We start from the raw sequence: 26,545 nt of genomic DNA on the forward strand, positions 1-26,545 counted from the left end.
ACACTATTTCAAAGAACGTGGGTCTATTCCTTACGGACAAGACTCCTTTAAATGAATTGTTTAACAAAGCTGTTCCAACAGAAGAGACGGAGGATTGGCTATATCCTAGCCTTTTCAGGCCCGATGATTTCTAAACGGGACAGCAGTGATGTTGGTTGATACAAATTATACGAATGAAGTACGTCCCACAATCGTTTTTTATAAGATAAATCAGAAATGATTTTGTCATTTACCAATTTTGCTGTGAATCGGGCTTTCTCTGTATTATTAGGGATAACTCTCATCTTATTGATATATTTAGCAACCTCTTCTTTATTCCCAAAAAACAAAGGCTCAAGCTTTGTTTGTAAGTCATCATCAGTTTTGAGTACATTGTGACATTCATCAAAAGTAGGCTGTTCTTTTTTACGAGAGTTATTTTTCAAGAACTCTCGTAACGCAATTATGCCAGGAGATAAGAGTTTGTGCCAATATGCCGGTCCCAATTCATCTTGTGTATCATCTACAAAACAATAAATCCAACCTTTTTTTTGCATATCCAAACTGGCTTCTCTTATCTCATCTTCTGTATAAAGTCTCAATTCCGTGTAATCACAGATTTGTTTAGACTCATTCTTCTTACTAGTATCTATTTCATTACCATGAAGACTTAATATATCCAATATTTTATACTCTAACTCCAACAAATCATCAGAATTCATATGTGAAGAAACTTTAGACAATAGTTTTGTATGATTAATGAAACTCCAATAATTATTAATAATATCTTGGATTTCTTTGCCATCCTGTTCTGAAACGAAACCAAAAAGAGCCTGACTTTCGTATACGCATTTTCTCTCTATATCTAACCATTCTTTATTAAAGAATTCGTCTTCGATGTCACATTTCCAAGAATCTGCATCTTTCTCTCTTCGAGCTTTATATTGAGCCATACGCATCTGACAATAACTTTCATATATATCAAGTACTGATTTCGAGCGGCGATACAATAACCACCATACGACAATACCAGAAGCTAGAACGGGTGATTTTTGCTTCCAATCTTCTTCTTTATATTTATAGTGAGTACCATCAGGAGCTTCTATAAATCTTAAGACACAATTATTTTCCAAGTCATATATAGAACCATATTTTCCATTGGCCCAAAGTCTGAAGCAATGATTTACTCCAGGTTTGTAAATATCATCTAAATAATTTTCTACCATTTTATCTCCTTTTTGCTTCAAAATTACAAAAATATTCCAATAAAAAAGAAGAAAAAACAAAAAACCTACAATTATCTCCATAATTTTTATTACTTTTGCACCTAGGTTATCCTTATTACTAAGGAAAAGCCAAGACATTGTGGGTAAAAACAAAAGCATTCGCTATTATTTCGCGTTTAGCCAAGAGCGTAGGAAACTCAATTTGGAATAACAAGCACGGAAATAATATGTGATAGGTGGTTCGTATATATATATGTAGCCTCCAGTCAATCCGATTAAGCAATGCAAACACGCTATAGGCGTGATGCATTCTTATGGATTGACTGGGGCTCCATTCCTACGCCGCCCCGTGCTAAACGCGATAAGAGGCATCACGCCCTTTTTGTGTTTTAGCGGATTGATAGTTGGGTGCGTAACAACTATCAATAAATATGGCAAATAGTACATTATCAAATGCTAAGGCTGCCAAGAAAGACGAGTTCTATACCATGTTTTATGATATAGAAACCGAAATGGAAGCCTATCTCGATTACAATCCAAATGTATTTCGTGGCAAGACGGTTCTTCTGCCTTGCGATGATCCGGAGTGGAGTAACTTCACTAAGTATTTTGCACAGAATTTTAAAGATTTGGGTTTGAAGAAACTCATCTCTACAAGTTATGCTCCAGAGAGTATGACTTATAAAAACGGCATACAGTTATCCCTGTTTGAAACTCAATCTGCCAAGTATGATAAGGATAAGACCAAAACACATGGAAAGATATTTGTTCTTACTGAAGATTCCACAAGAGATAGAATGCCAAATCTTAATGATCTGCAGTGGGATTATCTTGAGGGGGATGGTGATTTCAGAAGCGAAGAGGTCAAAAAACTTAGAGATGAAGCAGATATTATTATAACCAACCCTCCTTTTTCGCTATTCCGAGAGTTTTTGGCGTGGATTGTTGAAGCAAACAAACAGTTTATCATTATCGGCAATATCAATTGTGTAACCTATAAAGAAGTATTCCCTTTGATAAAAGACAACAAGGTTTGGATGGGAAATTCTATTCATGGCGGTGACCGAGAGTTTGGTGTTCCTGATGAGTATCCATTAGAAGCATCTGGAACAAGAATAGATGAAAATGGCAAGAAATATATTCGAGTAAAGGGAGTAAGATGGTACACGAACATCGATCATGGGCATCGTCATAGTGCCAAAGACTTTATGACAATGGCAGATAACATCAAATTTAGTAAGCACAAGGAGGTTCATGGAAGACCATATCTGCACTTTGATAATTTCGATGCCATCGAAGTTCCTTATACTGATGCTATCCCTTGTGATTATGAGGGGATGATGGGAGTACCTATTTCTTTTCTTGATAAATATTGCCCTGAGCAATTTGAGATAATGGGGATTACTCAAAGTTGGTTCGGAATGGCAAGCAAAATCTATCCAAAACAAATCCAAGTCGGGAAAAACGGTAAGAAGACTGTCGTTACCAAATTGAACGATGGTGCTGCAATAGAATTGCCAGGACCTGATGATGGAGAGGTATATTATATCGTTGATGGGCATTACTATACAAAGGCTTATGCCCGAATATTAATCCGTAAAAAACAATACTTAAAATGAAACCAACATTACATACATATACAGTAAAGGAGCTATGTGAAGGATTCACATATAGTGAACTTGATGGAAAGGGGTTGTATGGTTTGGCTGGCAAGCTAACCATACAGCCAGAGTATCAGCGTAACTATTTATATAGTGAGAACAATAGTGAAAAAGAAGCCGCAGTCATTGATTCTGTGTTGAAAGAATATCCACTGGGATTACTTTATTTCAACAAGCTCCCTGATGGACGCTTAGAGGTACTTGATGGTCAACAGCGCATTACAAGTTTGGGCAGATATCTGATTGGTAAGTTTTCTTATATGAAAGACGGTGATCCTTATAAATTCAAATCCTTGAATGAAGAGGAAAAAAAACGTATCGAGGATACAAAGTTGATTGCCTACATTTGCGAAGGCACGGAGTCTGAAATCAAGGAGTGGTTTGAAATTATCAATATCGGTGGCATTCGACTCAACGAACAAGAAAAGTTGAACGCCATTTACTCGGGGCCTTTCGTCAGTGCAGCCCGAAAAGAATTCAGCAACAAGGAAGATCCACGTTTGCAAAAATGGGAATGCTACATTTCAGGTTCTGCCAATAGACAGGAAATTCTTCAGGAAGCCCTACGATGGGTGAGCAAAGGAAATATCAAAGACTACATGCAAGAACATCGCCGTGACGCAAACATCAATGAATTGAAAAACTATTTCGATGATGTTATTTCTTGGATAGACCAAACGTTCGATGAGGTTTATCCCAAGATGAAGGGGCTAAACTGGGGTGAACTATACGAACGATTCCATACCACTCCCTATAATCATGTTGAGGTATCTCAAAAGGTGAAGGAACTTTATGACGATCCTTGCGTCACAGACAAGAAGAATGTGTTCGAGTATGTGCTTGGAGGCTGCCAAGACAAGAAGCTTCTGAATGTCCGTGTCTTCGATGATAATACCAAGCGCAGGGTTTATGCTCGTCAGACGGCAGAAGCCAAAAAGAAGCATGAAAGCAATTGTCGTCTTTGTGCTTGTGGCGATGGTCCCAACAAAGATAAAATTTGGGCTTTGAAAGAGATGGAAGCCGACCATGTGAAGGCATGGGTTAACGGCGGAGCTACAGATGAGAGCAACTGCCAGATGCTCTGCAAAACTCATAATCGGGCTAAAGGAAACAGATAGTTAGAGTATGGACAGAGTGCAAGAAAAGTTAGGAAAGTACCCTTGTTTGGAATGGGCGATAGCATTGATTCCTGTTCTCTTCGGAGGACTTGTATATTTGCTTTATCGTCCTAAAAACATTATTTTGTTTGAGGTATTGGACAAATTGGGTGATTTCACGGCTGTTGATATAGTAAGAAGTAAAGTGGAGCATGTTCATTTGCCGGATTTTGTGGTTTATAGTTTACCTGCAGGATTATGGACAGCATCATATCTTATGGCTATGTGTTTATGTACTAAGCAACTAAATAAGAAAATGAGGCTATCTTTGGCTCTACCTCTTCCTATATCTGCAGTTGTATTGGAGTTCATGCAACTGTTTGGCCTTTGTCCTGGTACATTTGATATCTATGATGTGGTGTGCTATGTAATTCCAATTATAATATTTGTAAAATTAGTTTAGTATGAAAAGACAAGATGATTTTGGTGTTGGAGGGGCTTTATTCCTTTCCGTAATTTTTGCTATTATGGCTATATTATCTTACAATTCTGATAAGTCAGGAAATCCCATAGCCATAATACCCGCTATTGGTGTAGTTGTTGGTTTAGTCATGGCTCTTAATGCCAAAAGTAAGGCTTCTGATCGAAAAGCAAGAAAAGAACAGCAGGATATTTTTGCCCAGACGCTGGATTACGATGATTGTTTTGGAAATGGTGACTTAAAATTATATTTTAATTCTCAAAGACAGGACGTGACCATATGCGCAACAACGAATGGAGGTAAAAATATCCAAGTAGTTAGAGATTTTTCTGTTACGGAAACTGTGAAAACAGATAATTATATTGTGTCTTATGATGCAGCCCATAACAAGATATTGCGTATAAAGACTAACAATGGCAATATATTGCTTAAAGAATTCAATCTCAATTATACGTTTAAAAATTGGAATATAGTAATGAAGAAATCTATTCCGGCAGTTAAGGCATATAATGATTATGCTTTCATTACTGATGATGTCAATGAATTTGTTGCCATAGTTACTCCAACAAATATGCATCTGCATCAATATTCTGATATTGTAAGCATTACGTATGAAGAAAATGGTAATGATATGTACAATAAGTCTCTCGGTGGAGCAGTTGTTGGTGGTTTGCTTTTCGGTGGTGTTGGTGCTATCGTAGGTAGTAATACAGCGAAGACTGTTAAAAACAAGAAAATCGAAAGGATGTCTATAAAGATATTGCTCAAGAGTACATCTGATTCTACTATTTTGCTTGATATTTACAAAGCAGGAAAAGATAGAGCTGTTCTAGAGACAAAGAATACTGCTGATAAAATATTCTATGAGGGGCTGATGAAAGAGGTTACGGGCATAAAGGACATTTTTTCCATCATTATAGACATAGTTGATAAGAGTTGTGCAAGCCAAAATCAAAAGGTAAGTGTTTCCTCATCAAATAGCATTGCTGATGAACTGACCAAATTGGTGCAACTCAGAGATGCAGGTATTCTTACGGAAGAAGAATTCCAAGCACAGAAAGCAAAATTATTGCAATAAATGTAAATAGCAGCCCCAACATTGCTTATATTCCGTACCGCCAAATTAATCCTGATATCATGTACTTTGGCGGTAGTTATGATTCTAGCCTGTCAGTATCTATATCGAATACTACTGGCTCATTTATCGGCTCATTTATCGGCTCATTTACAGGCTCATTTTGTATATGCAACGTTAATTTAACTGATGATAGTGCTGTATCGTTACCAAGCGTAGCGCTGTAATTGGTACCATGCTATCGTCATATTTTATATTGAAATAAAAATACCCCAACCCGCTTAAAAAAGTAGGTTGGGGTTATTTGTTATGGTATCCAGCATAAAAGAAAAACGTTAGTTTTCACTTTTATTATTTGCTCAGATTTTGAACCATATCCAAAGGTAGCTGGGTCGCTTTGGCTACCTGTTCTGTTGGAAGTCCCATAGCCAACAAACGTTTAGCCGTTTCAATGTTGGCTTCAGTTCTACCTTCTATTCTACCTTCTTTTTTCGCCGTATCAATAGAGTTCTTGATATCCCGATATGCCATTTTACTAGCTTCATATTCCCGAATCTCCTGAGGTGTAAACTTGGCAATCTCTGCTTCCTCGAAAAGTCGGTCGAAAACCTTATCGCACAGTTCTTTCGGGCGCTGAGTAAGTTTATAGAGGTTCTTTAGTGCATAAAGCCACTTCTCGTAGAGTGTTTCCAATTCTTCCAAGGTCTTATTGAACTTGGCAATCTCTACATAGATAAACTCCAGCTTATCATAGAAAATCTTGTGGGTAGCGGTATCGCACAACTGTACATGGTGACGGATTTCCTCCTTGTCGAAGGCATCCTCGTTCATGTTGAAATTGAGCAGGGCTACGGTATAGATATGGTTGAGCTTGAAATCCCATTCATTACCTTTGGGTGCCTGCTCACGGATAGGGAAGGTAGAATAGAACAGAGCACGATCTTTGAAATAAGTCTGATAGGCATTCTGCATTTCTACGATGAACTTCTCGCCGTTTTCTCCTTCGCAATACACGTCGAAGATAGCCTTGCGGTCGGTATAAACATCACCGACGTGCTCCGGGTTCAGATACGAAACGTCCTTAACAACCTGTCTGCCATTGAACAAGCTGTTGAGGAAGCAAATGAGCAAATCCTTGTTCATTGCTGTTCCAAAAATGCGCTTGAAGCCGAAATCGGTCAGCAAGCTGATGTATCGTTCTTCTACCTGTTTCATACGCTGTTTGTTTTATATCTTATGCAAAGATAAACTTAATATTTGTAACATCCAAACTTTTAGAGCGTTTTTTTTATTTTCTTCTGTCACAGCCTTCGTTCCTATCCTGATTTATTCAGGTTTCCCTGATTTCTTCAGTAAAGGGGCGAGGAACTTGTAGGTATATCCCTTCTGCTGTTTTACCATTTCTTCTGGTGTTCCGGCAAAGAGGAGTTGACCGCCGCCTCGTCCACCTTCCGGACCCATGTCGATGAGCCAGTCGGCGAGTTTGATGACATCGAGATTGTGCTCGATGATGATGACCGTATTGCCACGGTCTACCAGTTTCTGGAGTACATCCATCAGGATGCGGATGTCTTCGAAATGCAGACCGGTTGTCGGTTCATCGAGAATATAGAGCGTCTTGCCCGTATCACGCTTCGAGAGTTCGGTAGCCAGTTTTACGCGCTGACTTTCACCGCCAGAGAGGGTAGTGGAACTCTGTCCTAACCTGATGTATCCGAGACCTACATTCTGTAATGCCTTGATCTTCTGCAGTATCTGAGGAACATTCTCGAAGAAATCTACCGCCTGGTTGATGGTCATGTCGAGAACATCGGCGATGCTCTTTCCCTTGTATCTTACCTCCAGCGTCTCGCGGTTGTAGCGTTTGCCGTGGCATACCTCACAAGGTACGTAGACATCCGGCAGGAAGTTCATCTCGATGGTCTTATATCCGTTACCCTTACATTCCTCGCATCTTCCACCTTTCACATTGAAGGAGAATCTGCCTGGCTTGTAACCGCGGATCTTTGCCTCGGGAAGTCCTACGAAGAGTGAGCGGATATCGCTGAACACGCCTGTGTAGGTTGCTGGATTGCTGCGAGGCGTCCTGCCAATCGGACTCTGGTCTACATTCACTACCTTGTCGATATTCTCGATACCCTCGATGCTCTCGTATGGCATCGGTTTCTTGAGCGAACGGTAGAAATGCTGCGAGAGGATAGGCTGGAGAGTCTCGTTGATGAGAGTAGATTTGCCTGAGCCACTGACACCCGTTACGACAATGAGTTTGCCGAGTGGAAAATCAACATCCACCCCCTTGAGGTTGTTGCCCGTTGCTCCGTGAATGGTGATATGCTTGCCGTTGCCTTCTCTGCGGAGGGTAGGCACCTCAATAGCCATCTTTCCGTTGAGATACTGGGCGGTGATGGTATCGGTCTTGAGCATCTCCTGAGGTGTGCCCTGGAAGACAACTTCACCTCCCTTGCGTCCCGCCTTTGGACCGATATCTACTATCCAGTCGGCAGCCCGCATCATATCTTCATCGTGCTCCACCACAATAACGGTATTGCCCAGGTCGCGAAGTTCCTTCAGACTGTTGAGCAGACGTTCGTTGTCGCGCTGGTGTAGACCGATGCTCGGCTCATCGAGGATATAGAGCACGTTGACCAGCTGGCTACCAATCTGAGTAGCCAGACGGATGCGCTGGCTCTCGCCACCCGATAGAGAAGCTGACTGGCGGTTGAGCGAGAGATAATTGAGTCCCACATCTAGGAGGAAGGTGACGCGTGAGCGCAACTCCTTGATGATTTCGTGGGCCACCTTCGCTTTCATCGAAGGCAGATGCTGTTCCACTTCTTCGAGCCAATTGCGCAGTTCATCGATGTCGAGACTGGCTACTTCGGATATATTCTTATCCCAGATCTTGAAAGAGAGCGATTCTTTTTTGAGTCGCAAACCATGACATTCAGGACATTCGATGGTAGAGATAAACTGGTCTGCCCATTTCTTGCCCGCCGCACTCTCGTCATCCTCCATCACCTTCTGCAGGTAGTCGATGATGCCATCGTAGGCGCAGAAATAGTCGGTAGAGGTATGCACCTTTTCCTTTTCTATCTTCACGTTTTCGAGCGAACCATAGAGAATTTCCTGCATGGCATCGCCCGGAATCTCGCAGATAGGCGTCTTCAGGTTGAGGTCATACTTGCTGAGCAATGATTCTATCTGCCAGAAAATCATCTGGTTCTTGTATTTGCCGAGCGGAGCGATGCCGCCTTCATGGATGCTGAGTTTATCATCGGGAATTACCTTCTTGATATCAATCTGGTTCACCTTTCCCAGACCCTTGCAATGCGGACAGGCACCTTCGGGAGAGTTGAAGGAGAACATGTTAGGAGCTGGATCCTGGTAGGCGATACCCGTTACAGGGTCCATGAGACGCTTGGAGTAAGTCTTGGCCTCCTTGGCACCTTTCTCAAGAACCATCACCATGCCGTCGCCCTGTTTCATAGCCGTCGCCACACTCTTGCGGATACGTTCCTCATCCTCTTCCTTCACCACCAGTTTATCTACCACAGCTTCTATATTGTGGTTCTTGTAGCGGTCGGTTTTCATATTGGGAACGATTTCGAGGATGTTGCCGTCGAGTCGCACGTAGAGATACCCCTTTTTGCGCATACTTTCGAAGAGTTCGCGGTAATGACCCTTGCGCTGGCGAACGAGTGGAGCGAGCAGGAAGATAGCCTTGCCCTTATAATCGCTGAGAATCATGTCGATGACCTGTTCCTCGGTATATTTCATCATCTCCTCGCCACTCTGATAGCTGTATGCAGTACCGGCGCGGGCATAGAGCAGACGGAGATAATCGTAAATCTCGGTGGTAGTGCCCACGGTAGAGCGGGGATTCTTGTTGGTGGTTTTCTGTTCGATGCTGATGACCGGACTCAATCCCGTAATCTTGTCAACATCCGGGCGTTCCATATTACCCAGAAAGTTGCGGGCATAGGCAGAGAAAGTTTCGATATATCTGCGCTGACCTTCGGCAAAGATGGTGTCGAAAGCCAGTGAACTCTTGCCCGAACCCGAGAGTCCGGTAATCACGGTGAGGGAATCACGCGGAATCTCTACATCTATGTTTTTGAGGTTGTGGACCCGTGCGCCCCATACATTTATCTTTTCTTCTGAATTCATATTCCAATTCTGCTAATTGCTGTTTGCCTAATAGTTACTGTTCTGCTCTTCGCTATAACCTCTGAGCAGGTTGACATCACGTTTGATGTTATACACCACGCCATCTGCCCCCTTCGCCTTGACGAGACAGAAGTAGACACCCTCCTTGACCGGTTTTCCGCGGTAGGTGCCATCCCATCCCGTGGCAGGGTCGGTCCATTCATAGAGTTTCTGTCCCCACCTATTATATATATAGGCGTGGAACTCTTCGATATTCCGGTAACCATCCTTTGGCTTATAGATGTCGTTGATGCCATCGCCATTTGGAGAGAAGGCATTCGGCATGAGAAGAGAACTGACCTTGGTCGTCTCTTCTGTGTTGTCCTCCTCGTCGTCGTTGACTTCCTGAGCGTGTAATTGACACGTCAAAAGTGGCAACATGATGCAAAGTAATGCTATTTTTCGTCTCATTTCTAAAATAATTTGTGCAAAGATAATAAAAAGATGAGAGATATTGCGTCAGATGCAAGATTTTTTGTATTTTTGCAGATGAAAACATGAAATATTTGAAGATATCGTTAAAAAAATCTTGAGATATGAGACAAAAAATGAGATATTTCCTGCTGTTCGTTGGGCTTCTGCTCAGTGTCAGCATTGGCGCGCAGACTGTAAAATGGCGCGACATTTACACGGTTAAAAAGAAAGATACCATCTTTGGTATCGCCAACAAATACGGATTGAGCCTTCCTGAACTGATGGATGCCAATCCGGAGATGAAGCGTGAGGGATACATGCTGCAGAAGGGAGCTACGCTCTTTATTCCATACGCCAAGGACCAGAAGAATCCTAATCAGGTGAATGGTCAGAAGTCGGGGAATGGGGCAACGGTTCAGAAAACAGCTGCAGCTCCGGCAACCTCAAAGGCTGCTGTTGCCAGAAATGCGGTAAAGGTAGGCGTGATGTTACCTTTGCATAATGTTGATGGCGACGGCAAGCGAATGGTGGAGTATTACCGCGGTTTGCTGCTGGCTTGCGAAACCCTGAAGCAGCAGGGCACCGATATAGATGTGCGTGCCTGGAACGTTTCTATTGATGCTGATATCCGGAATACACTCTTGCAGGAGGGTGCTAACCAATGCGACATCATCTTTGGTCCACTTTATACCAAGCAGGTGGCTCCGCTGACCAACTTCTGCAAGACCTACGGCATCAAAATGGTGATTCCGTTCTCTATCAGTGGAGATGATGTAGAAAGAAACAAAGAGATTTTCCAGGTTTATCAGAGCGATGATGCGCTGAATGATGCGACCATCAAGGCATTCCTGAGCCGATTTACCAATGTGCATCCTATCTTTGTAGACTGCAATGATTCTACTTCGAGAAAGGGCAATTTTACGTTCGGTCTCCGCAAGGAACTGGAACGCAGGAAAATCAATTATAGCATCACCAATGTGAATTCAAGTGTCGAGCAGTTTGCCAAGGCTTTCATGCCTTCCAAGCAGAATGTGATTATCCTGAACACGGGACGTTCGCCACAGTTGACTCAGGTTTTGAACAAACTCGACGAATTTGATGCGAAGTATCCAGGTGCAGCCATCTCTCTCTTCGGCTATACCGAATGGCTGATGTATGCCAAGTATAATCTGGAAAGATTCTATAAGTATGATACTTATATCCCTTCCACCTTCTATTATAACCCGAACTCAGCACAGACCAAGGCGCTTGAGGGCCGTTATGAGCGATGGTTCCATCAGCCTATGATGGTGGCACAGCCAAGATTCGCCATCACCGGTTTCGATCACGGAATGTATCTGATTCAGGGTGTCAAGAGATATGGAAAGAACTTCACAGGTGAGCGTCAACAGATGACTTACCAGCCCGTGCAGACTCCACTCCGTTTCGAAAAGACCAGTAGAGGAGGATACAAGAACAAGAGTTTCCAGTTGATTCACTATACCTTTAATCATCAGATAGAGGCGGTGAAGTACTAGTTTATAGTTTACAATTTATAGTTTACAATTTATAGTTTACAATTTATAGTTGATAATGAATAGAAATATTGGGCTGCTGATTCTGATGCTCATCTTCGGAATTCCAGTTTCGGCACAGATAGGAGAGCATCGTAATGATTTCGCCATCGGTTTTAATGGAGGCTATATGATGAGTAGCGTAGGATTCACACCCGAGGTACAGCAGAAGCAGCACGGCGGACTGACGGGCGGTTTCTCGATGAGATATACCTGCGAGAAATATTTCAAGACCATCTGTTCTATCTATGCCGAAGTAAACTATGCGCAGGCAGGATGGGAAGAGGATATCCTGGATATGGAGAATAATCCGGTGATTATCACCGAAACCAAAGAGGCGATGGCTTACAAGCGTACCATCAACTATATTCAGGTGCCAATCTTTGCGCATCTGGCATGGGGTAGGGAGACAAGAGGACTGAATATCTTCGTGAATGCCGGTCCGCAGTTTGGTCTCTATCTGAGTGATTCGCAGAAGACCAACTTCTCGGTAGAGCACATGCCGGCAACCGACAATAACCGTGTAAGTCCGGTGGTGGCTCAGGATACGATGGCAGTCAAGAATAAGCTCGATTATGGTATCGCCTTGGGTCTGGGTGCTGAATACAGTATTCCGAAGGTGGGGCATTTCCTTGCTGAAGCCCGCTACTACTATGGCTTGGGTAATATCTACGGTGCTTCTAAGCGTGATTATTTCGGAAAGAGTAACTACGGACAGATTGTTCTGAAACTCTCTTATCTCTTTGATATCACCAGAACGAAGAACGTGAAACGGAAATAGATGATAATTAATAATTGATAATTAATAATGATAACGGGTTTATCATTTATGTTTTAAAGAAAATGAGTACAACAGAAAAAATGCAGATGAAATTGAGCGACTCGAAGTCAGCTCGCTGGACCGCCCTCCTCATCGTGAGTATCACGATGATGTTCGGTTACTTTTTTACGGATGTGATGTCTCCACTGGAGCCTCTCTTGACAGCAGCCAAGGGAGCAGAGAATGGTCTCGGACTCGGATGGAATTCGGATGAGTACGGCTTCTTCTCTGGAGCTTACGGATACTTCAATGTGTTCCTCCTGCTTCTCTTCTTCGGTGGTCTTATCCTCGATAAGTTTGGCATCCGTTTCACTGGTATCCTCTCTACCGTCTTGATGTTTGGTGGAGCCTTGTTGAAGTGGTATGCTTTAGGTCATGAGTTTGACGGAATGGTTGCTGTGCCATTCTTCGGTACTTATAGTACACAGGTAGTGATAGCTGCACTTGGCTTTGCCATCTATGGTGTAGGATGCGAGATATGCGGTATCACTGTGAGCAAGGTCATCGTGAAATGGTTTACGGGCCATGAGTTAGCTCTGGCAATGGGTGTACAGGTTGCTACGGCTCGTTTGGGAACTGCTGCAGCTCTGAGTGCTTCTCTTCCTTTTGCCAAGGCGATGGGCGGTGTTTCTGCTTCTGTTGCTTTAGGTGCCGTATTGCTTTGCGCAGGTGTACTGGTTTATCTGGTTTATTGCGTGATGGACAAGAAGGAGGATGCTTCTGCGGCAGCTGTAGCTACAGAACCGGAAGAAGGTTTCAAGTTTTCAGACTTGGGCGGTTTGTTCAAGACAACAGGTTTCTGGTATGTGGCATTCCTTTGCCTGATGTTCTATGCCGGTGTATTCCCATTTCTGAAGTTTGCTACCAAACTGATGATTTTCAAGTATGGTGTGGATGCTAATTTGGCAGGTCTGATTCCTGCGATGTTGCCATTCGGTACCATCTTCCTCACACCGCTCTTCGGTAGTATATACGATAAGTATGGCAAGGGTGCTACGCTGATGATTATCGGCAGTTGCCTCCTGACCTTTGTACACGTCATGTTTGCCCTGCCAATCAACTCATGGGTGCTTGCCATCGTGCTGATGCTCATCCTGGGCATCGCATTTGGACTGGTACCATCAGCCATGTGGCCATCTGTGCCAAAGATTATCCCAATGAAACTCTTAGGAACTGCATACGCCCTTATCTTCTATATCCAGAACATCGGACTGGCTCTCATTCCGGTATGGATTGGAAAGGTGAACCAGGCTAACACGGGTGCTGATGGTGTTATCGACTATACCCAGACGATGACCATCTTTGCAGCCTTTGGTGTGATTGCTATTATCATCTCTTTCCTCCTCTTGTTTGAAGATAAGAGAAAGGGATATGGATTGCAGAAGCCTAATGTAAAATAAGTGAAGAGCGAAGAACAAAGAGCAAATTGAGTGAAGAGTAAAAAACGAAGAGTGAAGAATTCGTTTGCTTTTTGTTCTTCTAAATCTTTGAAAGTATAATTTTTAAAAGAAAGGAAATAACCATGAATGCGACACCTGAATCATTGATTAAGGACTATGCTGACCCGATAGAGCAGCAGGAGATTGACAAGTTTGTATGTTCTGAGATGGGCAGACAGATACACCGGTATATCAAGGGTATGTCGGGTACCAAGCAAGCTATGTTGAAATTTGAGGAAAGGCTAGCCAGCCTCTCTGTACCAGAGAAGGAGAAGGCGATAGCCAAGTATATTGATCTGAACAGAAAAGCATTGGATGGTCTTGACTTGAAGATGATTCTGGTCCGTTCGGTAGCCAACTATTGTGATACCTTCCAGTATATGCTGGATTTTGTCAACGATAAGCGCAAGATGGTTTTCTATTACCAGCGCATCAAGGCGAAATACATTCAATATCATGAAGTATTTGAGCAGGATGGAAAGTTCGGTATGAAAGATCATCAAGGCAACATCTTACTCTCGCCAACTTATAATTTCTTGCGCACCTGCTACATTTATAATGATGACTTGAGCATCATGCCGGTAATAGCCGAGAAGAATGGCAAGATGGGACTGGTAATGCCGGATGGTAACGATACGGTAGTGGCGGATTTCCTTTACGACGAAATTTGCTTGCGTGATGAATATCCTTACTTCGAAGCATCAAAAGATGGCGAGAACGGATTTCTTGACAAGACTGGTAACTTTGTTAATAGTTAACAGTTTATAGTTAATAGAGAAAGGGCAATCAGGTTTGGTATGAACCAACTGATTGCCCTTTTTACTTTCGTTGCTATTAGCAACTTAGTTTTTATCTGATTTTTCTCTCGTCTTCAATCCCTAGTGAAGAAAAGCAAAAGAATTCTTCGTTCTTCACTCTTCACTTAACTTATCCCAAGTACTTCATCAAGATTTTGATCTTACCGCTATCACGGAGCTTGATGATACTCTTTTCGCGAATCTGGCGAACACGCTCACGGGTAAGGTTGAACTCGCTACCGATTTCCTCCAAACCCTTCTCGTGGCAACCGATACCATAGCAGTAGCACAGAATCTTGCGTTCACGGTCTTTCAATACAGAATTGAGAACTCTGTCAAGCTCGCTCGCCATAGACTCGAAGTCTACACCCTTGTCAGTACGGCTGTCATCACCCGAAGCCATCACGTCGACCATAGCATTGTCATCATCATCGCTACCGAATGGAGCATCGATACTCATGTGGTGATTGTCAGCCTTGATAGTCTGGTCAATCTTGCTTTCTTCCATCTTTGTGATTTGAGCGAGCTCAGCAACAGAAGGTTTGCGCTGGTTCTCCTGCTCAAACTTACTGATTTCTGCACTGATTTTGCTCAATGCACCTACCTGATTCAAAGGCAGGCGAACGATACGGCTCTGCTCAGCAATAGCCTGCAGGATGCTCTGACGAATCCACCATACAGCGTATGAGATAAACTTAAAGCCGCGGGTCTCGTCAAACTTTTCAGCAGCCTTTACCAAACCGATGTTACCCTCGTCGATGAGGTCGGTAAGAGAAAGACCTTGGTGCTGATATTGCTTAGCAACAGATACAACGAAACGAAGGTTTGCTTTTACCAATTTCTCTTTGGCACGTTCTCCCTCACGACCGCCTTTGCGAATCTTCTGGGCAAGTTCGATTTCTTCATCGATAGAGACCATAGGCTCTCTACCAATCTCCACCAAGTACTTGTCAAGTGCTTCACTGGAACGGTTGGTTATACTCTTACTAATCTTAAGTTGTCTCATAAATATCCTTTTACCTTTCTATTTAGAATTTTTTGAAGTATTTTTGTGTATCCCGAAACCTCCTCATGGTTTCGGGGTGCAAAGGTACGAAAAAAAATGCAATTACGTTGTAATATAAACGGAAATTTTTTATCTGATTTGTCTGTTTTTTAGAATTTTAGCCGATTTTCAGTGGAAAAGTGCTATGCGATGTGCGGTTTTTTGTGCAATAAGTTTGAAATATGGAATAATTTATGTATCTTTGCACACAAATTGCGAGAAAAGAATAACTAAATAATAAAATAATAATAAAACAAAAAATTATGTTTGAGAATCAACCAAAAGGTCTGTGGGCCTTGGCTTTGGCGAATACCGGTGAGCGTTTTGGTTATTATACCATGCTTGCGGTGTTCTTGCTCTATTTGCAGGCCAACTTCGGTTTTGAAACCGGATTGGCAAGTACTATTTACTCTACCTTCCTGATGATGGTTTATTTCCTTCCTATCATCGGTGGTATCGCAGCCGACAAGTTTGGCTTTGGACGTATGGTTACCACAGGTATCTTCATCATGTTCATAGGTTATCTTGTTCTCTCGCTTCCTCTTGGCAAGGAAACCGTTGCCGTTGCTGCCATGGGTATTTCACTTATCCTCATCGCTTTGGGAACCGGTCTGTTCAAAGGTAATCTGCAGGTGATGGTTGGACGTCTCTACGACGAGCCACAGTATGCCAGCAAACGTGATTCCGGTTTCTCTCTCTTTTATATGGCTATCAACATCGGTGCAATGTTTGCTCCTACTGCTGCCATCAAGATTATGAAGTGGGCGCAGGAGAGCCTGAGCGTTTCTGTGGAGGATTCTTACCACTTCGCATTTGCCGTGGCATGTGCTTCACTGATTTTCAGTATCGCTATCTACTATGCCTTCAGCTTTACATACAAGCATGTTCTTGCTTCTGAGACCAAGAGTAAGGATGATAAGACTTCTGCCAAGGAGACAAACGAACTGTCTAAGGCTGAGACCAAGGAGCGCATCATCTGCCTCTGTCTGGTATTCGCTGTGGTTATCTTCTTCTGGATGGCTTTCCACCAGAATGGTAATACATTGACACTCTTTGCCCGCGATTATACACAGAAGACTTCAGAGGGTCTGCAGTCAATGGCGTTCGATGTTACCAACCTCGTAGCCTGCATCTTCGTGGTTTACGGTTGCTTCGGTCTGGCACAGAGCAAGACTGGCAAGGGTAAGGGCATCTCTCTTGGTGTCATTGTTGCTGCCATCGCTTTCCTCTTCTACAAGTACAGCAACCTTGAGGGTGCCGTAGATGTTGAGGCTCCTATCTTCCAGCAGTTCAACCCATGCTATGTAGTGGCTTTGACACCAGTGAGCGTTGCTTTGTTCTCATGGCTTCACAAGATTGGCAAGGAGCCTACATCGCCAGAGAAGATTGGTTTGGGTATGCTCGTTGCTGCTCTCGGTTTCGTATGGATGGCTGTAGGTTCTATGGGGCTGGAGCTTCCTTTGACACAGGGCAATCCTGCTACAGAGGGTACACGTGTAAGTGCTAACCTCCTCATCTCTACATACCTCATTCTTACATTCGCAGAGCTTCTGCTTTCTCCAATCGGTATTTCATTTGTATCGAAGGTAGCTCCTCCAAAGTATGCTGGTTTGATGATGGGTCTCTGGTTTGGTGCAACAGCCATCGGTAACCAGTTGGTTATGATTCCTGGCATCATGTGGGGTCAGAACTTCAACCTCATTGCCATCTGGGGTGTTCTCGCCGGTATCTGCCTGGTTTCAGCTCTCTTCATCTTCTCTATCATCAAGAAGTTGAATCGCGTAAGCTAAATCTTAGAATTATAATATATAAAAAAGGCTTGCTTCATTTTTCGAAGCAAGCCTTTTTATCATATTTCCAGAAAAAAACATCTTTTTCTTTGCTAGTTTGAAAAGAAAGTTGTATTTTTGCAATGTTTTAAATATAAAAGCGTATGGCAGCTCGGGAAGATAGAGAAAAGCTAAGGTCTAGCCGAGAGAACTTGAGTAAATTCTTCTATGATTTGGCTAAGGCTACTTTCACAGCTATGGTTGTGGGAGATGTAGTAACTATGTTTTTAAAAGAAGATGTAACAACTATTAGTGTTTGGCTCTTTGTTGCAGGTTTAGTTTCCACTAGTTTGTTGTCTACGATTGGGTACAGAATTTCTAAATTGTAAAGATATGGAAGCATTAATTATGACATTGGCTGGTACAGGAGTAGTAGCTTTGATAATAAATATTTGGTTGAGTACCAAATCTGGTAAAGAATGGCTTAAAAGTCTTTAAGAAAAAAACGAGGTATCAGGCGTAACCTGTTACCTCGTTTTTTTCGTTTTTAATATATTATTTCTTCAACCACTTGTCCAACCAGCCGAAGAAAGTGCGCTGCCAGAGCACGCCGTTCTGTGGCTTCAATACCCAGTGGTTCTCATCAGGATAGATGAGGAGCTCGGCTGGGATGCCACGCATGCGGGCTGCATTGAAGGCGCCCATGCCCTGGTTGGCATTGATACGGTAATCCTTTTCGCCGTGGATGCAGAGGATTGGAGTATCCCACTTGTCTACAAACTTATGAGGACTGTTTTCGTAAGTCTTCTTAGCGTTGGCACTCTGGTCCTTGTTCCAGTAAGCATCATCATACTCCCAGTTAGAGAACCAAGCCTCCTCGGTATCGGTATACATGCTCTCCAGGTTGAAAGCACCATCGTGAGAGAGGAATGCCTTGAAACGCTTGTTGTGATGACCGGCGAGATAGTATACAGAGAAACCACCGAAGCTGGCACCGACACAACCCAGACGATCCTTGTCTACGTAAGGAAGATTGTTGGCAGCATCATCAATAGCTGAAAGATAATCGTTCATGCACTGGCCTGTCCAGTCACCAGAAATCTCTTCGTTCCATGCGCTTCCGAAACCAGGGAGACCGCGACGGTTAGGCAATACGACTACATAACCATTGGCTGCCATGATCTGGATGTTCCAGCGGTAGCTCCAGAACTGGCTTACCGGACTCTGAGGACCACCCTCGCAGAAGAGAAGGGTAGGGTACTTCTTGTTGGCATCGAAATTAGATGGCAACATAATCCATACCAGCATCTGCTTGCCGTCGGTAGTCTTCACCCAGCGCTGCTCACACTTACCCATATTCAACTGGTTCAGAATGTGGTCGTTCTCGCGGGTAATCTGCTCTACCTTGGTGCTCTTGGCATTCTTGCCTGGAGTTACGATGTAGATATCTGTAGGATGACTCATGCTAGCCTTGGTAGCGAGAAGCTTGTTGCCGTTGTTGGCAAGTGAGATGCTTCCGTAGTCAGCCCACTCGTTGGTAATCTGCTTCACTTCGCCCTTGAAGTTTGCCTGATAGAGGTTCAGGGTTCCGTGCCATACACCGATGAAGCTGAGGCTCTTGTTGTCCTTGTTCCATACGAAGCCCTCTACGCTGGAGTCGAACTTCTCTGATACATAGTTCTTCTTGCCGGTAGCGAGCTCGTAAACACAGAGGCGGTTGCGGTCGCTCTCGTAGCCATCGCGAGCCATGCTCTGCCAAGCGATGTACTTTCCGTCTGCAGAGAACTGAGGATTTACGTCGTAACCCGGATTGTTCTTCAGATTCTCAGGTGCGTTGACAGCCTGGTTCTTCATGCTCTTGGTTGCATCAATCTTAGGCTCCACATAGCCAGCCTCCTTGCAGAGGTTCTTGGTCTCGCGCGTACCTATATTATATAGGTAGATATCAGAGTCGGTAGAGATGGCATACTGAACGCCCTCTTTCTTGCGGCAGGTGTAGGCGATGGTCTTGGAATCCGGACTCCATGCCAACTGCTCGATGCCACCGAATGGGGCCATAGGGCACTCGAATGGTTCATTCTTCAGAATGTCTTCGCCTGCGTTGATGGTACCGTCTTCAGCCACATCAGCCACAAAAGGATGGAGAATGCTCTCTACGTAGTGGTCCCAGTGGCGATAGTTCATGTCAGTTACGAGACGGCCGGTAGCCAGAGGGAGATCAGAAGGATTCTCCTTGATAGTTCCGTGATAAGGGAGTTCCTTGATGAGGATTACCTTCTTGCCGTCAGGAGAGAAGCGGAAGCCCTGGATGCCCAACTTGTCGTTGGTGAGCTGCTTGCGGTCGGTTCCGTCTGGGTTCATGCTCCAGAGCTGTCCGTCGCGGATGAAGGCAATCTTCTGTCCGCCCTGAATCCAGGCAGCATCTGTTTCGCTCTTTGCATCGGTGGTCAATGCCTTCTGGTTCTTGCCGTTGGCGTCCATGATGAAGAGCATCTGATGGCCCTTGTTTTCCTTTACACTGTAGTAACCTACCTGGTACACCACCTGCTTGCCGTTAGGCGAAGCCTCTGCTGCACCGATTCTTCCCATAGCCCAAAGAGCCTCTGGGGTCATCAGGTGGTTCTCCACCTTGATGTTGTTTTTCTCAATCATAGTCTGTGCATCAGCTGCCGTAGCGCTCATGGTGAGTGCAGCCGCAGCCAGAATCATTGCTTTAATCATATTTCTAATATATTTATTAATTATTTCTCGTTGTCATCTTCCTGATATTCCGTGCAAAGTTACAGAAAATTGATGAAAAAAACAAAATTATTCTTCTTTCATTACAAAAGTATGCATTTTTTTTGTATTTTTGCATCAGAAATGATTTCGTTTCGTTTTAAGAACTGAATCCTTAGGAGTAGATTTCGTTTCGTTTTAAGAGCTGAATCCTTAGGAGTAGATTTCGTTTCGTTTTAAGAGCTGAATTTTCAGGAATATAAGAAAGATATAAATATTTAGTAAATGAATACATTGTTTCTCTTGCAGTTTGCTTGCTGCATTATTGTGTCGATGTTGGGCTTGATATTGGTATTGTCCAGGTTTCAGATACGTTGGTGCAACCGTCGTTATGAGGCGTCTCGCTGGTTCCTTGCTTTTTCCATGTTTGTACTTGCTGGGCATTATGTTTTGCAAATGCTTTATGGTTTCCGTGCTAAAAGCGATGAGATTGGAGCTGTTGTCAATGTTCTCTTCTATTGTCCTCTCACTTTCATCGTTTCCTATGCAGCGTATAATGTCATATCCTCTAGAGGCGGGCGCAGGAATTTTGCCATAGTGGGAGTTGTGAGCTATGCATTGATATTATTATGTTTCTTCGTCGGATACTATGAGATTCCCAAGGGAATGCACATGGGGGGTGGCTCTATGTGATGCTCGCATTATATGTATTTTCGATTTTGTATTGCGTTTATACTACAGTCGTAGAGATGCGGTATCATCGAAAAATCATCGAGGATAATACGACAGAAGATTTGCTTCCTTTCGACAGATATTCCTATGCCAGTTATCGTTTGATGGGCATCATGGTATTGGCGATGGCTGCTGCCATCTGCTATCGTCCGCTTCTGTATTGCGTGGCACCGTTGATGCTTTTTGCTCTGATTTCCTTTGTCGTCCATTTCTTGGGTTTCGGTTACATTATCATGCCTACAGAGGTGAGATTGGAGATGGATACTGCTGATGCTCCTTTGGAGATGATGGAAGAGAGTGAAGTGATGGGGCTGGATTCTGAAAAAATAGATAAGATAGAATCTTTGCTTGATAAGTGGTGTGAAAATGGCGGATATAGAGACAGTACGGTGAATATGCCGATGCTATCGGCAAAGTTACGCATTCCTCGCCCCGAATTGAGCTGCTATTTTGAGAATTATCTGAAGAGCAGTTTCAGAATCTGGCTTAGCGATATCCGTTTCAAGGAGGCGCAGCGTATGCTGCTAGAAGAATGCAGCTACAGCAATGATACCATTTCTTCGGAATGCGGCTTCTCATCCCACGCCCATCTCTATAAGATATTCAAGGCTAAGACGGGATATACGCCTGGTAAATGGAGAGACTCTGTACGGAAAAAACGGTAGAATGCTGCGAAAAACAGTTTCATTCCTACCAATGAAACACCTTTTTGATAGGAATGAAACTATTTTCTTGAGCAATGAAACTGTCTGGTTATAAGATTTTGATTATCTTTGCATCATTTAATAATAGTATATAATAATGATTCAGTAAAGTTAATCAGTATGAACAAGAAATTTCCAACTTTAGCCATTGCAGTTGCAGCCTTCTGCTTGGCCTCATGTCACTGCGATGATGATACTTCGACCACATCGAAGTACATCACAGTTGCCACTTCCATCGGGCAGATGACACGCACTACCACTGATGCCAATGGCAATCAGGAGTTTGCGAAGGATGACCAAATCAGCATCTATGCGTGGACAGGCAATGCCACTGCAGTTCCCGCAGATTTCGTGGTAAACAACAGTATCAACACCTACGATGGTGCTAAATGGACAGCTTCACCGCAGATGCTGTGGAAAGACATGGAAACGCCTCACTACTTCCTTGGCATCTATCCTAACCATGCCGTGACAGATTTCACTGCCGATGAGTATGCGCTCGACACAGAGAAGCAGGAAGCGTCAGACTTGTTGGTAGCAGTTAACACCGGCATCGAAGGAGCCGGCATTACGGCAACAGCCAATCCTGTGAGCCTGATGTTCAACCATGTGATGTCAAAACTCATTGTGAACCTCCAGTTCCGCAACCAATGGGCAACCACTCCGACAGTAGCATCCGTTACCGCTACGGCAAAGAAAGCTGCCACAGTAAACTATGTGACTGCCACCGGCACTGTAGTGACTGTCACCGGTGAACAGAGCGACATCGTCCTCCCCGTTACTGCTGCCAACACCTGCTATACCTCGATAATGGTGCCGCAGAGCGATTTCCGAACTATCAACATCGTGATAGATGGAAAGACCTACACCTTTACCCATACCGAAGACATCGCACTTGAGAGCGGAAAATACACCACCGTCAACCTTATCGTTGGTCGCAACGAGATAACCCTCGGTTCGGTATCAATCAACAACTGGCAGGAAGGTACGAACATCAGCGGTGGTGAAGCACAGACAGATAATTAATAAACAACTCATAAAAACATAGACTGAAAATGAACAGAGTATTACAACTTCTCATGGCAGCAACCCTCATGACAGGATTTGCCGCCTGCTCGTCCGATGACGATATGACCAACAACTTTCCTGAAGATGGCGTTGTGCGCTTCAATGTGGGAGTGAACAATCCGCAGACCCGTGCCTCGCATACTGATGGCAGCAAGGTTACAGAGTTTGGTATCTGCATTACCAACAATGCCAATTCAAACTACACATACAACAACGTCAAAGTGACCGGTAGCAATACCACCGCTTGGACACCAGCCACACAGATGCTATGGCAAAACTCCACTCAGGCTGTTGACATTGTGGCTTATTCTCCTTATGTGGCAGGAAAATACAACACATCCACCACGACTCTCCCTGTCAAGGTTGAAGAAACACAAATCAAAGACGGCTACACAAGCGACTTCCTTATCTGCAAGATGCCGGGCTTTAAGCCGAGTACAGGACTGATTGAAGGAGGCAAACTGAATTTGGCTTTCAAGCACGCCCTGAGCCAACTTACCATTACCGTAACGCTCGGATCAGAGTTCAACGCCCCGGATTTGGTAACCACAAATCCTATCACCGATTTGAAAGTCAACGGTACATACATTGAAGGTATATGCGACTTTACCAAGGAATCAGGCTTCGTCACAGCCAAGACTACAGAAGCCAATACCATTGCCGTTGCTCCGTCTGAGTATGGCGAATTTGAAAAAGCTACCTCTCTATCATCCAATGCAAAGGCAACCTACCAGTGTCTGCTGATACCTCAGATCATCGAGAAAGGAAAATTCAGCGTAAGCTTTAAGTTGAATGGAAAACCTTATACATGGACATCCGACCAAGCCGTAACTCTCGCGGAGAACACCGCCTACACATTGGCTTTGACAGCTGGCAAGGAGCTAGTAGTGGTAGGAGAAATGACAGCCAACGCATGGCAGGAAGGTTCGACTTCCAATGTAGAGACCGAATAATAACCGAACAGATAAAATTTAATGATAACAACAATGAAGACAATTAAATATATGGGCATGGCGCTGATTATGGCTGCACTTGCCTCTTGCAGCAGCGATGATGACTTCGGAACGAACTGGCAGAACGACCCTACTGCTGTGCGCGTGAGTGCTACCGTTGGCGGTGTGTTTACCCGCAGCAACCCGACTGCAACAACCGAAGCTGAGCAGAAGAAATTCAACGAAGGTGATGCGATTACTATCTCCACAGAAGGACAGACATCAGTGAACTACATACTTAAAGATGGCACATGGGGACCAGAAACCTCTGGACAATTCCTCAAGTGGAGCAGCGAGTCTATGACGTTCACCGCCCGTTACCCAAAAACAAGCGGAGATTTTATTGTACCAAAAAATCAGAATGGTATTGATGAAATAGCATCGGCTGACTATATGACTGCGACAAAAGTTTATAATAAAATTCCCGCTAACAGAAAGGTTGATTTTCTCTTCGAACGTCAGATGGCTCGCGTGGTAATCACTATCGCCGGCTTTAACAATGAGTTTTCTGGTGACGACTCTGTTTCCGAAATGTATGTAACATCTAAGGAAAGAATTGCCAAAGACGGAAGCGCAGTTACTGCAACATCTGAAATTATACCTTACTCGCAGGACCGCTACGGCAAGAAAGGCAGCATATACTACGCTCTTGTAGCACCGAACACAGCAACCAACTATGAATTCATCAAACTGACAGTTAAGAAGTCTGATGATATAAAAGATCTCACAGTAAAGAACCCTGTAGCATTAGAAGCAGGAAAGAGTTATAATTTCAACCTGACCATCGGTAAGGACGGAGTAAGTCTTGGCACGGTTTCGGTTGAAGATTGGGGCAACACAGGCACTATCTCCGGTGGGGAAGCTGTACTAGGTACATTAGATTTATCCAATGAGAACATCAACATTACTGACGACGGCTATTATGTCATCACCACCAATGGCAAAACCACCGCAAACACTATCACCATCAGCGGCAATGCTACCGTGCAGTTAAAGAATGCCATCATCAGTACAAGCGACATCGGTATCGATGTCAAGAGTGGCAGTCCGACGATTATCGTGTCCGGCACGGAGAATAGTGTTACTTCCACTACTGCTACCGCTATCAATGTATGCGATGGTGCTACACTCACCATTAAAGGCGAGAACGGAACAAATGATAAGCTGACAGCTAAGGGCGGCTCCACATCTACTAATACTAATGGAAGTCACAGTACAGCAGGAGCTGGTATCGGCAGCAGTGATGGTGGCAACATCGTTATTGAAAATGTAAGCATAGAGGCTACCGGTGGAACTGGTAATCAAACTGTTACCCCCTATTATTCCGGCGGTGCAGGAATCGGCAGTTCGTCATCAGCACATTGTGGCGACATAACGATCTCAAATGCCGTGATTACAGCTTCCGGTGGAAAGGGAGCTCCAGGTATAGGAATGGGAGCCGGTAAGAGCGCTTCAGCCCCTACAATGGGGAATATTAATATCAAATCCTCAACAATCACTGCTACAGGAGGTCTTTATGCTTCTGCTATTGGATTCCCTAATGTAAGTTGTTTTGATATACCAAAGACCCTCATCGGAGGCACAATCAATATAGAAACAGAAGAAAGCAGTGAAACTTTTCTTAGTAGGCTCACGTGTGATTTAGGCTCTATCCAGAACATGACTGAACCTATATATAAAATTGGTAAAGGAAGCCAATCTATATCTTTTTATAAAGGTTTGGACGGTGGAGAATGGCCGGGTGTAGTGCTGAAGGCAAGCGACCAAACACTGACGAGCACAGATGGAATAGGAGCGTTAAAACAGTAGTAAGAATGATATAAAACACTCCCAAGCCTGACGGGGGAGTAGAAGTGTCAGGTTAGTTATAACAATCACTCGCCATGAGAAAGGAGTAGAACATCGGAGAGTAAGACAGTGTGAGTCATATTCGGCAGTTATGCTGAAGGGCGTATCCCGAAAAGCCCTTATAAAACGAGTAGGGATAAAAAGTTTTAAATATGGCTGATAATGATAAAGCAGTATTGATTGGCTATGTTCTGATCGATCAATTGCAAGATAAAGGCACTAAGGGTATTGTTGAATCCGGCAAGGATGTTATATTCAATAATGGGACCTCTTCGTATAAGGCAAAATTCGGATGCGTTATAGTCGGTCGAAAACATACTGGTGATGAGAATGGTTTAACATACTACCTGACGGGCAAACCTAAGATCTTTGATGTGGATTTACGTAACGAGGTACATGAAGTTCGTTTTGCCGTTTTTGATAGACATAATAGCGATAGTTTCAAACAATCTAATCTCAATTTTACCTGTGAAGGTAACAATGTGATTGTTGGACGTACTCATACGGGGGATGAAAATGGTTTCACAACCTTTGTCTATGCAGAACTGGCCGTTAAGAAAGTTAATCTTATCGGTAAATATAACTATAGCATAGGAGTAGTAGAACCGAAAGACTCTCTTTTGTTTGAAGAATCAATAAAGATTGCAAAAGAAAGCAATGGAGAATGGGCATTGTCAAAACTGGGCGAATACTATCTTCCGATGGTAGCAATGTCACACAGTGGTGATGAAAATGGAACTTCCACTTACGGATTTAAGCTGTTTGGCATCTATAGAGAGCCGATTTCTAAGGACTAACCTGCGGTATAGGCTCACCAATGAAGGTAATCACACCCTATTATTGGTGAGCCTTTTTGCGTATTAACAGTTTCATTCCTACCAATGAAACACCTTTTTGATAGGAATGAAACTATTTTCTTGA

Annotated in this window: 20 protein-coding genes and 1 pseudogene; 15 read left to right on the top strand and 6 right to left on the bottom strand. The window is 43.6% G+C overall.

The window, feature by feature from the left end; all coding sequences use genetic code 11:
• Nucleotides 1-98: 98 nt before the first annotated feature.
• The gene (locus KSW37_RS11790) at nt 99-1,286 is read right to left on the bottom strand and encodes a hypothetical protein (protein WP_217314592.1); all 1,188 of its coding nucleotides are present in this window, start codon (nt 1,284-1,286) and stop codon (nt 99-101) included.
• 350 nt (nt 1,287-1,636) lie between these two features.
• On the opposite strand from KSW37_RS11790, the gene KSW37_RS11795 reads away from it, so the two are divergent.
• From KSW37_RS11795 to KSW37_RS11810, 4 genes are read left to right on the top strand one after another with little or no spacing between them, the layout of a single operon-like run.
• Complete coding sequence (locus tag KSW37_RS11795; RefSeq protein ID WP_217314593.1) at nt 1,637-2,824, top strand: adenine-specific methyltransferase EcoRI family protein; 1,188 nt, start codon at nt 1,637-1,639, stop codon at nt 2,822-2,824.
• A complete protein-coding gene (locus KSW37_RS11800; RefSeq protein WP_217314594.1) occupies nt 2,821-3,984 on the top strand; it encodes a GmrSD restriction endonuclease domain-containing protein in 1,164 nt (387 codons plus the stop codon). Before KSW37_RS11795 ends, KSW37_RS11800 begins: the two co-directional genes overlap by 4 nt.
• A 7-nt stretch (nt 3,985-3,991) precedes the next feature.
• Nucleotides 3,992-4,426 (top strand): hypothetical protein, encoded by a 435-nt coding sequence (locus KSW37_RS11805; protein ID WP_217314595.1) that lies wholly within the window; start codon nt 3,992-3,994, stop codon nt 4,424-4,426.
• 1 nt (nt 4,427) lies between these two features.
• Nucleotides 4,428-5,522, top strand: coding sequence for an SHOCT domain-containing protein (locus tag KSW37_RS11810; protein WP_217314596.1), 1,095 nt, complete (start codon nt 4,428-4,430; stop codon nt 5,520-5,522).
• Between the two features lie 348 nt (nt 5,523-5,870).
• On the opposite strand, the gene KSW37_RS11815 is transcribed toward KSW37_RS11810, so the two are convergent.
• The 3 genes and pseudogenes from KSW37_RS11815 to KSW37_RS11825 form a co-directional block, all read right to left on the bottom strand.
• Nucleotides 5,871-6,734 carry an Rpn family recombination-promoting nuclease/putative transposase gene (locus tag KSW37_RS11815; RefSeq protein WP_153085790.1) on the bottom strand — a complete coding sequence of 288 codons (864 nt, stop codon included), beginning with the start codon at nt 6,732-6,734 and terminating at the stop codon, nt 5,871-5,873.
• Nucleotides 6,735-6,845: 111 nt separating this feature from the next.
• Complete coding sequence (uvrA, locus tag KSW37_RS11820) at nt 6,846-9,686, bottom strand: excinuclease ABC subunit UvrA (protein WP_217314597.1); 2,841 nt, start codon at nt 9,684-9,686, stop codon at nt 6,846-6,848.
• A gap of 27 nt (nt 9,687-9,713) precedes the next feature.
• Nucleotides 9,714-10,022 (bottom strand): annotated as a pseudogene (locus tag KSW37_RS11825) (gliding motility-associated C-terminal domain-containing protein); the annotation flags it as partial.
• Between the two features lie 239 nt (nt 10,023-10,261).
• Here KSW37_RS11825 and KSW37_RS11830 point away from each other — a divergent pair.
• From KSW37_RS11830 to KSW37_RS11845, 4 genes are all read left to right on the top strand, one after another.
• Entirely contained in the window at nt 10,262-11,656 is a 1,395-nt protein-coding gene (locus KSW37_RS11830; protein WP_217314598.1) for a LysM peptidoglycan-binding domain-containing protein, read from the top strand.
• A gap of 55 nt (nt 11,657-11,711) precedes the next feature.
• Complete coding sequence (locus KSW37_RS11835; RefSeq protein ID WP_022120670.1) at nt 11,712-12,473, top strand: porin family protein; 762 nt, start codon at nt 11,712-11,714, stop codon at nt 12,471-12,473.
• Nucleotides 12,474-12,535: 62 nt separating this feature from the next.
• On the top strand, nt 12,536-13,912 hold the full coding sequence (locus tag KSW37_RS11840; protein WP_118190312.1) for an MFS transporter: 1,377 nt from the start codon (nt 12,536-12,538) through the stop codon (nt 13,910-13,912).
• A 122-nt stretch (nt 13,913-14,034) separates the two neighbouring features.
• Nucleotides 14,035-14,709 (top strand): hypothetical protein, encoded by a 675-nt coding sequence (locus KSW37_RS11845; RefSeq protein WP_217314599.1) that lies wholly within the window; start codon nt 14,035-14,037, stop codon nt 14,707-14,709.
• Between the two features lie 169 nt (nt 14,710-14,878).
• Here KSW37_RS11845 and KSW37_RS11850 read toward each other — a convergent pair whose 3' ends face one another.
• Nucleotides 14,879-15,754: a sigma-70 family RNA polymerase sigma factor gene (locus KSW37_RS11850; protein WP_006847025.1), complete on the bottom strand. Its 876-nt coding sequence runs from the start codon at nt 15,752-15,754 to the stop codon at nt 14,879-14,881.
• A gap of 302 nt (nt 15,755-16,056) precedes the next feature.
• Between KSW37_RS11850 and KSW37_RS11855 the strand changes: the two genes are divergently transcribed.
• Both KSW37_RS11855 and KSW37_RS11860 read left to right on the top strand, forming a co-directional pair.
• Nucleotides 16,057-17,583 carry a peptide MFS transporter gene (locus KSW37_RS11855; RefSeq protein ID WP_153083349.1) on the top strand — a complete coding sequence of 509 codons (1,527 nt, stop codon included), beginning with the start codon at nt 16,057-16,059 and terminating at the stop codon, nt 17,581-17,583.
• Nucleotides 17,584-17,726: 143 nt separating this feature from the next.
• Complete coding sequence (locus KSW37_RS11860) at nt 17,727-17,951, top strand: hypothetical protein (protein ID WP_217314600.1); 225 nt, start codon at nt 17,727-17,729, stop codon at nt 17,949-17,951.
• A gap of 166 nt (nt 17,952-18,117) precedes the next feature.
• Here KSW37_RS11860 and KSW37_RS11865 read toward each other — a convergent pair whose 3' ends face one another.
• Complete coding sequence (locus KSW37_RS11865) at nt 18,118-20,283, bottom strand: S9 family peptidase (protein WP_217314601.1); 2,166 nt, start codon at nt 20,281-20,283, stop codon at nt 18,118-18,120.
• 746 nt (nt 20,284-21,029) lie between these two features.
• On the opposite strand from KSW37_RS11865, the gene KSW37_RS16060 reads away from it, so the two are divergent.
• The 5 genes from KSW37_RS16060 to KSW37_RS11890 all read left to right on the top strand — a co-directional run bounded on the left by KSW37_RS16060 (nt 21,030) and on the right by KSW37_RS11890 (nt 26,421).
• Nucleotides 21,030-21,677, top strand: coding sequence for a helix-turn-helix domain-containing protein (locus KSW37_RS16060; protein WP_228115244.1), 648 nt, complete (start codon nt 21,030-21,032; stop codon nt 21,675-21,677).
• A 159-nt stretch (nt 21,678-21,836) separates the two neighbouring features.
• Complete coding sequence (locus tag KSW37_RS11875) at nt 21,837-22,742, top strand: fimbrillin family protein (protein ID WP_153092082.1); 906 nt, start codon at nt 21,837-21,839, stop codon at nt 22,740-22,742.
• 29 nt (nt 22,743-22,771) lie between these two features.
• Nucleotides 22,772-23,737 carry a fimbrillin family protein gene (locus KSW37_RS11880; RefSeq protein ID WP_217314603.1) on the top strand — a complete coding sequence of 322 codons (966 nt, stop codon included), beginning with the start codon at nt 22,772-22,774 and terminating at the stop codon, nt 23,735-23,737.
• Nucleotides 23,738-23,770: 33 nt separating this feature from the next.
• Nucleotides 23,771-25,585, top strand: a complete 1,815-nt coding sequence (locus KSW37_RS11885; protein WP_217314604.1) for a fimbrillin family protein — start codon at nt 23,771-23,773, stop codon at nt 25,583-25,585.
• 191 nt (nt 25,586-25,776) lie between these two features.
• The gene (locus tag KSW37_RS11890; RefSeq protein ID WP_217314605.1) at nt 25,777-26,421 is read left to right on the top strand and encodes a hypothetical protein; all 645 of its coding nucleotides are present in this window, start codon (nt 25,777-25,779) and stop codon (nt 26,419-26,421) included.
• Nucleotides 26,422-26,545 lie beyond the last annotated feature (124 nt).

The sequence above is a fragment of the Segatella copri genome, from assembly GCF_019127135.1.
GTDB lineage: Bacteria > Bacteroidota > Bacteroidia > Bacteroidales > Bacteroidaceae > Prevotella.

Excerpts from the sequence above, each read along its gene's own strand:
- KSW37_RS11830 (WP_217314598.1), top strand. The coding sequence starts at position 10,262 with ATGAGACAAAAAATGAGATATTTCCTGCTGTTCGTTGGGCTTCTGCTC.
- KSW37_RS11790 (WP_217314592.1), bottom strand. The coding sequence starts at position 1,286 with ATGGAGATAATTGTAGGTTTTTTGTTTTTTCTTCTTTTTTATTGGAAT.
- KSW37_RS16060 (WP_228115244.1), top strand. The coding sequence starts at position 21,030 with ATGCGGTATCATCGAAAAATCATCGAGGATAATACGACAGAAGATTTG.
- KSW37_RS11865 (WP_217314601.1), bottom strand. The coding sequence starts at position 20,283 with ATGATTAAAGCAATGATTCTGGCTGCGGCTGCACTCACCATGAGCGCT.
- KSW37_RS11845 (WP_217314599.1), top strand. The coding sequence starts at position 14,035 with ATGAATGCGACACCTGAATCATTGATTAAGGACTATGCTGACCCGATA.
- KSW37_RS11835 (WP_022120670.1), top strand. The coding sequence starts at position 11,712 with ATGAATAGAAATATTGGGCTGCTGATTCTGATGCTCATCTTCGGAATT.
- KSW37_RS11810 (WP_217314596.1), top strand. The coding sequence starts at position 4,428 with ATGAAAAGACAAGATGATTTTGGTGTTGGAGGGGCTTTATTCCTTTCC.
- KSW37_RS11855 (WP_153083349.1), top strand. The coding sequence starts at position 16,057 with ATGTTTGAGAATCAACCAAAAGGTCTGTGGGCCTTGGCTTTGGCGAAT.
- KSW37_RS11890 (WP_217314605.1), top strand. The coding sequence starts at position 25,777 with ATGGCTGATAATGATAAAGCAGTATTGATTGGCTATGTTCTGATCGAT.
- KSW37_RS11800 (WP_217314594.1), top strand. The coding sequence starts at position 2,821 with ATGAAACCAACATTACATACATATACAGTAAAGGAGCTATGTGAAGGA.
- KSW37_RS11875 (WP_153092082.1), top strand. The coding sequence starts at position 21,837 with ATGAACAAGAAATTTCCAACTTTAGCCATTGCAGTTGCAGCCTTCTGC.
- KSW37_RS11880 (WP_217314603.1), top strand. The coding sequence starts at position 22,772 with ATGAACAGAGTATTACAACTTCTCATGGCAGCAACCCTCATGACAGGA.
- KSW37_RS11860 (WP_217314600.1), top strand. The coding sequence starts at position 17,727 with ATGGCAGCTCGGGAAGATAGAGAAAAGCTAAGGTCTAGCCGAGAGAAC.
- KSW37_RS11795 (WP_217314593.1), top strand. The coding sequence starts at position 1,637 with ATGGCAAATAGTACATTATCAAATGCTAAGGCTGCCAAGAAAGACGAG.
- KSW37_RS11815 (WP_153085790.1), bottom strand. The coding sequence starts at position 6,734 with ATGAAACAGGTAGAAGAACGATACATCAGCTTGCTGACCGATTTCGGC.
- KSW37_RS11885 (WP_217314604.1), top strand. The coding sequence starts at position 23,771 with ATGAAGACAATTAAATATATGGGCATGGCGCTGATTATGGCTGCACTT.
- uvrA (WP_217314597.1), bottom strand. The coding sequence starts at position 9,686 with ATGAATTCAGAAGAAAAGATAAATGTATGGGGCGCACGGGTCCACAAC.
- KSW37_RS11805 (WP_217314595.1), top strand. The coding sequence starts at position 3,992 with ATGGACAGAGTGCAAGAAAAGTTAGGAAAGTACCCTTGTTTGGAATGG.
- KSW37_RS11840 (WP_118190312.1), top strand. The coding sequence starts at position 12,536 with ATGAGTACAACAGAAAAAATGCAGATGAAATTGAGCGACTCGAAGTCA.
- KSW37_RS11850 (WP_006847025.1), bottom strand. The coding sequence starts at position 15,754 with ATGAGACAACTTAAGATTAGTAAGAGTATAACCAACCGTTCCAGTGAA.